This window comes from Aeromonas dhakensis, assembly GCF_000820305.1.
GTDB lineage: Bacteria > Pseudomonadota > Gammaproteobacteria > Enterobacterales > Aeromonadaceae > Aeromonas > Aeromonas dhakensis.
This window is the reverse complement of record NZ_CDBH01000044.1, coordinates 246919-254300: the sequence shown is the minus strand read 5'-3', so window position 1 is coordinate 254300 and position 7382 is coordinate 246919. Positions and strand designations below refer to the sequence as shown.

The window sequence follows — 7382 nt, the reverse complement described above, 5'->3', positions numbered from 1 at the left end:
GAAGCTGGCCGCCAGCGCCAGAGAGAGCGCAACCAGCCACTCGTGGGAGATCCAGCCCGCCTTGGCGGCGATGGCCGCGACGATGAGGCCGAACTCCGAGAAGTTGGTGAGCGCCAGGGTGGAGAGCAGGGCGGTGCGCACCCGCAGGTGGGCGCCGCTGTAGACCAGGTAGTAGAGCGCGCTCTTGAGCGGCAGGGCCAGCACCAGTGCCAGCGCCAGCAACATGGTGTCGTGGGTCGGCAGGCCGTTGAGGCCGATGGTGAGAAAGAAGCAGATGAGAAACAGGTCTTTGAGGTTGAACAGCGACTTGGCCAGCCCTGCAGAGGCGGGGTGGGAGGCGATCAGCATGCCGATGATGAGTGCCCCCAGATCCGGTTTGAGCCCCACCACCTCGAAGCCGGCGGCCCCCACCACCAGCGCCAGGAAGATCCCGAACAGCACCTGCAGCTCGCCGTGGCCGGCCCGCTCCAGCAGTTTCAGCAGCAAGGGGCGCAGCAGCGGCAGCCCCAGGATCCAGAGCGCCCAGATGCTGGGCCACTCGCCGCTGGAGACCGCCAGGAAGGCCACCGCGAACAGATCCTGCATCACCAGCACGCCGATGGCGAGACGGGCATAGAGGGCGTTCATGTCGCTGCGCTCTTCCAGCACCTTGACCGCAAATACGGTACTGGAGAAGGAGAGGGCGAAGCCCAGCAGCAGCGCCAGCTTCCAGTCCAGCGACATGGCCAGTGCCAGCCCGAGCCCCTTGCACACCAGCAGCACCACGGTAAACAGCAGGGTGGAGAGCAGCAGGTGCAAACTGGTGGTGCCCCAGACGTCACGCCGCATAAGGATCTTGACGTTGAGCTTGAGGCCGATGGTGAACAGCAGCAGGGTGACGCCGAGATCGGCCACTTCGCTGAGGGCCGGGGTGTTGTGATAGCCCATGGCGTTGAGGATGAAGCCGGCGGCCAGAAAGCCCAGCAGGGGCGGCAGGCCGATGAGGTTGACCAGCATGCCGCAGCCGAAGGCCACGGCGATAAGAATGGGTTCCATGTTGTTTCCTGCGAGGGCAGGGCCGGCCTGCCCTCTTCTCTATCCTGGGTAGCGGGTCAGACGATGTCGATGTCCACTACTGAGTCAAAGATGTGGTTCGGCCGAAATGGCATGCGGTCGATGTCGGCCACCTTGCTCACCCCGGAGAGCACCAGCACCGTCTCGAGGCCGGCCTGGAAGCCCGCCAGAATGTCGGTGCGCAGGTTGTCGCCGATGATGATGGTGTCGTCGGAGTGGGCCTCCATCCGGTTGAGCGCCGCGCGGATGATCCAGGCGCTCGGCTTGCCCACATAGAACGGCTTCTTGCCGGTCATCCGCTCGATGGGGGCGCACAGGGCGCCGCAGGCCGGGTGCATCATGGGGCCGTGGGTATCCGGGTTGGTGGCGATGAAGCGAGCTCCCTGATCGACGAACTTGGCCCCCAGCTGCATCATGGTCCAGTTGTAGTTGCGGGTCTCGCCCACCACCACGAAGTCGGGGTCGATGTCGGTGATGGTGAAGCCGGCCTTGTAGAGCTCGTGGGTCAGCGCCCCTTCGCCGATCACATAGGCCTTCTTGCCATCCTGGCGCTTGAGAAAGTCGGCGGTACCCATGGCGGAGGTGTAGAAGCACTCCTCCGGCACCTCGATCCCGGCGGAGCGGAAGCGGTTTTGCAGATCTTTCTGGGTTTGGGCCGGGTAGTTGGTCAGAAACAGCAGCTTGCTGCCCTGCTCCAGCAGGCGGTGGACGAAGCGGTCGGCGCCCGGCACCAGATCGTTGTTGTGCAGGATGACGCCGTCGATGTCGCAGATGACGCTTTTCTTCATGGGGACTCCTTGTGTAGGCGCAAGAGGCGGCGGAAAGTTGCGCCAACTCTCAAGATCTTCAAATAGTTATGTTGTTTTTGTGACGCCATTATAAGTCTGTTTGATGACAAGTCTCCCCCATAAACAGAGATAGGTGCACAATCAATTGCAGGGGAGGGAGCCGCTCTGCCACTGGCGGGTCCCGCTGTCTGTGCACTGATGGAGCCGTCATCATGGATAACTTTATTGCCGGTCTGCCCAAACTGGAGTTGCACCTCCATATCGAAGGCTCGCTCGAGCCGGAACTGATGTTTGCCCTGGGCCAGCGCAACGGCGTGGCCCTGCCCTGGCCAGACGTGGCCAGCGTGCGCGCCGCCTACGAGTTCGACTGCCTGCAATCCTTCCTCGATCTCTACTACCTGGGGGCCAGCGTACTGGTCACCGAGCAGGACTTCTTTGATCTAACCTGGGCCTATCTCGTGCGCTGCGCCGCCGACAAGGTGGTGCACGTGGAGATCTTCTTCGACCCCCAGACCCACACCGCTCGCGGCATTCCCTTTGCCACCGTGCTGGGCGGCATCGAGCGGGCATTGCAGGCAGGGGAGAAGGAATTTGGCATCAGCTGGCGGCTCATCATGAGCTTCTTGCGCCACCTGAGCGAAGAGGAGGCCTTCGCCACGTTGGCAGAGGCAGAGCCCTTCCTGTCGCGCATTCACGGCATCGGTCTCGACTCGGGGGAGCTGGGCAATCCGCCCGGCAAGTTTGCCCGGGTCTTTGCCCGCTGCCGCGAGCTGGGGTTGCCGGTGGTGGCCCACGCCGGCGAGGAGGGGCCGGCGGACTACATCTGGCAGGCCATCCGGGAGCTGGAGGTGCGGCGCATCGATCACGGGGTACGCTGCGTCGACGATCCCGAGCTGCTGCGCTATCTGGCCGATACCCGGCTGCCGCTCACCGTCTGTCCCCTCTCCAACACCCGCCTCAAGGTGTTTGACCAGATGGCCCACCACAACGTACTGAATTTGCTGGAGCAAGGGCTGTGCGTCACCATCAACTCGGACGACCCCGCCTATTTCGGCGGCTACATGAACGCCAACTTCCACGCTCTGGCCCATGAGCTGGGGGCCAGCATGAACCAGCTCTGCCGCTTGTCACTCAATGCCGTCGAGGCGAGCTGGCTGAGCCTGGCCGACAAGGCGCGGCTGACCCGGGAGATCAGAAGCTACGCCGCCTGCTACGGGGTCAGCCTCTACTGAGCGTTGGCTCGCATGAAAAGTAAAAACGGTGCGCCCACCAGTGATGGTGGGCGCGTTTTTTATGCCTGGGCGGGTTTGATTCAGGCCGAGTGGGGCTGGGCGGCCGCCTGATAGGTCGGGTAGTCGGTCAGGCCCTTCTCGCCACCGCCGAACAGGGTGGCCGGATCGTGAGGGGCCAGCGGATAGCCGTGGCGCAGCCGCTCGGGCAGGTCTGGGTTGGCCACGAAGGGGCGACCGAAGCCTATCATGTCGGCCCAGCCCGCCTCGAGCGCCGCCCGGGCGCGCTCGCCGTCATACTTGCCTGCGTAGATGAGGGTGTTGGGGAAGGCATCGCGCAGCCCCTGCTTGAAGCTCTCAGCCATCAGCGGGGCGTCGTCCCAGTCCGCCTCGGCAACGTGCAGGTAGACCACGTCGAGCCGGCCCAGCAGGCGGGCGGCGGCCAGGTAGGTCTCCTGCGGGTTGGCATCCACGGTGCCGTTCAAGGTGGTGAGCGGCGCGAGGCGCACCCCGACCCGGTCGGCCCCGATCTCGCTGCAGACCGCCTCTGTCACCTCCTTGAGGAAACGCAGCCGGTTCTCCAGCGAGCCGCCGTAGCCATCGGTGCGGGTATTGGACTCGGAGTCGAGGAACTGGTTGATGAGGTAGCCGTTGGCGGCGTGCAGCTCGATGCCGTCAAAGCCGGCCAGCATGGCGTTGCGGGCCGCCTGACGAAACTGCCCCACCACCTGGTCGATGTCGGCCTGGGTCATGGCGCGCGGGGTGACGGTCTCGACAAACCCGGGGGCGTCGCTGCCGTTGTCGACGAACACCTTGACCCCATTGGCCTGAATGGCGGAGGAGGAGATGGGCTGGGCACCGCCGAGGTTGTCAGGGTGAGTGACCCGGCCCACGTGCCAGAGCTGGGAGAACATGGTGCCGCCCTTGGCGTGCACGGCGTCGGTCACCAGCTTCCAGCCGGCCACTTGTTCGGCGCTGTGGATCCCCGGCGTCCAGGCGTAGCCCTTGCCCATGGGGTCAATCTGGGTGCCTTCGCTGATGATGAGACCGGCCCCTGCGCGCTGGGCGTAGTAGGTGGCCATCATGGCGTTGGCCACGTCACCGGGCTGGCTGGCGCGGGAGCGGGTCATGGGGGGCATGACGATGCGATTGTTGAGGTGCAGCTGGCCGAGGCGCAGGGGGCAGAACAGGTGATCGTGGTGCATGGTGAATTCCTCATGGTGATGATGGACTCACTCTAGTGCCGGCATCCCTTGCGAAAAAGAGGGGTAATTGCAGAAAAGAATTGCGCTGATGACAGCAATGGCGACATGAGAGAGGAGAAAGGGGGAGGATAAATAGAAAAGGGGACCGACAAGGTCCCCTTTTACAGCAGGGTTCACGAGATGGCGTCAGGCCGCCAGCGGCATGACGCGCACCCGCTCGATGCGCCGCTCGCTCACCTCGACTACCTCGAAGCAGAGCTGCTGCAGTTGCAGCTGCTGGCCCGGGGCGGGCAGGGTGCCGAAGTGGGAGAGCAGCATGCCGGCGAGAGTCACGTACTCGTCGCTCTCGCTCACCAGCCCTTCGTGTTCCAGCACCTGCTCCACGTGGTGGATGTTGGTGCTGCCATTGATGAGCCAGCCAGCCCCGTCGCGGATCATGTCCGGCGTTTCATCTTCATCGGGCAGCTCGCCGACGATGGCCTCCAGCAGGTCGTGGGTGGTCACCAGCCCCTGGATGATGCCGAACTCGTCGGCCACCAGGATGAGGCTGCCTTTGGCCTGGCGCAGCTCCGCCAGCAACCTGATCACGTTGATGGTCTGCGGCACGATAATGGGGTCGTTCTGTTTGGCCAGTGCGCTCAGGGACTGCCCCTCGTTGAGGGCAAACAGCAGGTCGCGCGCCTTGACCACCCCGATCACCTCGTCCAGATCGCCGTCACAGACCGGGAACAGGCTGTGGGGCTCCTGCTTCAGCAGGGCGCGGATCTCGTCATCGGTGTCGTTGACGTCGATCCAGGCCATTTCGGAGCGCGGGGTCATGATGGTACGGATGGAGCGATCGGCCAGCGACAGCACCCCGGTCACCATGTAGCGCTCCTCCTCGCCAAAGCTCACCGGCTCGGGGGCGGGGGCATCCAGGTCGTCGTCCGGTTTGTCCTGATACGCCTTGCTGCCCATCAGCTTGAAGATGGCGGCGGTGGTGCGCTCACGCAGGGGCAGCTTGGCCTCGTGGCGCTCGGCACTGCGCTGGGAGAGCTGGTTGAAGAATTCGATCAGCACCGAGAAGCCGATGGCCGCATAGAGGTAGCCCTTCGGAATATGGAAACCGAACCCTTCCGCCACCAGGCTGAAGCCGATCATCAAGAGGAAGCTCAGACAGAGCACCACCACTGTGGGATGGGCGTTGACGAAGCGGGTCAGCGGCTTGGAGGCGAGCACCATCACCACCATGGCGATGGTCACGGCCGCCATCATGACGCCGAGCTGTTCCACCATGCCGACGGCGGTGATGATGGAGTCCAGCGAGAAGATGGCATCCAGCACCAGGATCTGGGTGATCACCACGCCGAAGCTGGCGTAGACGCCGACCGGTCCCTCTTCGGGCGGCTTGGCCTCCAGCCGCTCGTGCAGCTCGGAGGTGGCCTTGAACAGCAGGAACAGGCCGCCCCCCATCAGGATCAGGTCCCGCCCGGAGAAGGGGTGATCCCAGATGTGCAGTATGGGGGTGGTCAGGGTGACCAGCCAGGACATGACGCTCAGGAGCCCCAGGCGCATCAACAGGGCCAGCGACAGGCCGATGATGCGGGCCTTGTCCCGCTGGGCGGGGGGCAGTTTTTTCACCAGGATGGCGATGAAGACCAGGTTGTCGATCCCGAGCACGATTTCCAGAACGATCAGGGTAAACAGACCGATCCAGATGTGGGGATCCAGCAGCAATTCCATGTAGTGACCTCAATAAAAACAGACAGAGCAAAGAGTGATCACGGCGCACGACGGCCGTAGTGACAGCAAGGCTATGACGTTATTCAGAGGCGCTGATTAAGCAGATAGAGATAGGTTTTGACGGGAAGAAACGAAGGGCAACTTCGGGGATTGTCCATGATGGGCAATAAAACCTCGGGTTAAAAGTGAGCCCTGATGATAGCGGTTGGCGCCGTTTTGGCAAGAGGGAAGCCATGAAGATGTGATGACAGGGGGAGGCGGCGGCTGGCCTCCCCCAAACGGCAGTTCAAGCGGCGGTTACAGCCAGCGCTTTTCGCGGGTGAAGCAGACCGACAGCCAGGCGTCTCCCAGGGTATCGCCGAGGCGGGACCAGAGCTCCTGGCGCAGGGCATCCTGGCGCTCAATGGGCCACTCCTGACCCGGGGCCACCAGAATGTTGAGTTCGAGATCGAAGCGGCGGCCGCTTTTCGCCAGATGGCTGTAGCACTCGACGCCATGGCGCAGGCGCAGGGCCTCGACTTCGTTTGCCACCAGCCGGGAGACGTCCCCCTTGGGAGCGATCTTCAACACTTCCCGCAGGTTGCGACCGAGCACCTTGATGGGGATGAGGGTGGCGCACAGGGCCAAGAGAGAGACCAGCAGCGGGTCTATGTAGCGGTTGTAGTGGCCGTAGCCGATGGCATCGAGGCCGATGGCGACCACGAAGCCGATGAGCAGGGTGGTGCTGAGCAGGGTGTCCACCAGCCATTCCTTGGAATCCACCCGCACCAGCTCGGAGTTGACCCGCTCGGCCACGTTGGCCTCGACCAGGTAGATGATGCCGCAGAAGAAGGTGGAGACGACGGCATAGATGAGGGCGTGGCCGAGATCGATCTCCCGTCCCCCTGCCAGCAGGGTGGTCAGGCCGTTGTAGAGCGCAGCCAGACAGAGCAGCAGAATGATGGTGCCGTTGATGACGTTGGCGATGGGTTCGAAGTGGGCGTAGCCGTATTGAAAACGGGCGTCGGAGGGGCGGGTGACCAGGTAGGCGGTGATGAGCCCGAGGCCCGTCATGCCCATGCTGAACAGGGTGAAGATGCCGTCGAGCATGATGGCGTTGGATCCGACGAAGAGGCCATAGCCGATTCCGAAGATGGCAAAGGTGATGCAACCAAACAGCGACAGGGTCAGTGCCTGTTTTTCGGTGCGGATAAGCGTACTGATAACATGGCTGTAGTGAGCCATAAAAGTCCTCCTTTCAAATGGTGAAGATTGCGCGCGCAAGCGGTTTTCTAGCTGATATACTGCCCGCTCACATGTGAGCGGACTGGTTCGGGGGCCCGCGAAGAGGCTGGCCCGAACGGTCGTTGTCGCCGGAATGCCGGCATCAAGCAAAGGATGGGAAC

The 7382-nt window shown here is 63.2% G+C and carries 6 protein-coding genes; 1 reads left to right on the top strand and 5 read right to left on the bottom strand.

Annotated elements, in window-relative coordinates:
• Together BN1143_RS11400 and BN1143_RS11395 are read right to left on the bottom strand one after the other, a co-directional pair.
• On the bottom strand, positions 1-1035 hold a 1035-nt coding region (locus BN1143_RS11400), incomplete at its 3' end, for a cation:proton antiporter domain-containing protein (RefSeq protein ID WP_042050697.1).
• 56 nt (positions 1036-1091) lie between these two features.
• Positions 1092-1841 carry an HAD-IIA family hydrolase gene (locus tag BN1143_RS11395; protein ID WP_005302324.1) on the bottom strand — a complete coding sequence of 250 codons (750 nt, stop codon included), beginning with the start codon at positions 1839-1841 and terminating at the stop codon, positions 1092-1094.
• A gap of 212 nt (positions 1842-2053) precedes the next feature.
• Here BN1143_RS11395 and BN1143_RS11390 point away from each other — a divergent pair, with 212 nt between their 5' ends.
• The gene (locus tag BN1143_RS11390; protein ID WP_042050696.1) at positions 2054-3073 is read left to right on the top strand and encodes an adenosine deaminase; all 1020 of its coding nucleotides are present in this window, start codon (positions 2054-2056) and stop codon (positions 3071-3073) included.
• Between the two features lie 80 nt (positions 3074-3153).
• Here the strand turns inward: BN1143_RS11390 and BN1143_RS11385 are convergent, their stop codons facing one another.
• The 3 genes from BN1143_RS11385 to BN1143_RS11375 form a co-directional block, all read right to left on the bottom strand.
• A complete protein-coding gene (locus tag BN1143_RS11385; protein WP_042050695.1) occupies positions 3154-4275 on the bottom strand; it encodes an alkene reductase in 1122 nt (373 codons plus the stop codon).
• Between the two features lie 186 nt (positions 4276-4461).
• Entirely contained in the window at positions 4462-5997 is a 1536-nt protein-coding gene (locus BN1143_RS11380; protein WP_042050694.1) for a TerC family protein, read from the bottom strand.
• A 297-nt stretch (positions 5998-6294) separates the two neighbouring features.
• Complete coding sequence (locus tag BN1143_RS11375; RefSeq protein WP_010633622.1) at positions 6295-7221, bottom strand: cation diffusion facilitator family transporter; 927 nt, start codon at positions 7219-7221, stop codon at positions 6295-6297.
• Positions 7222-7382: the final 161 nt, after the last annotated feature.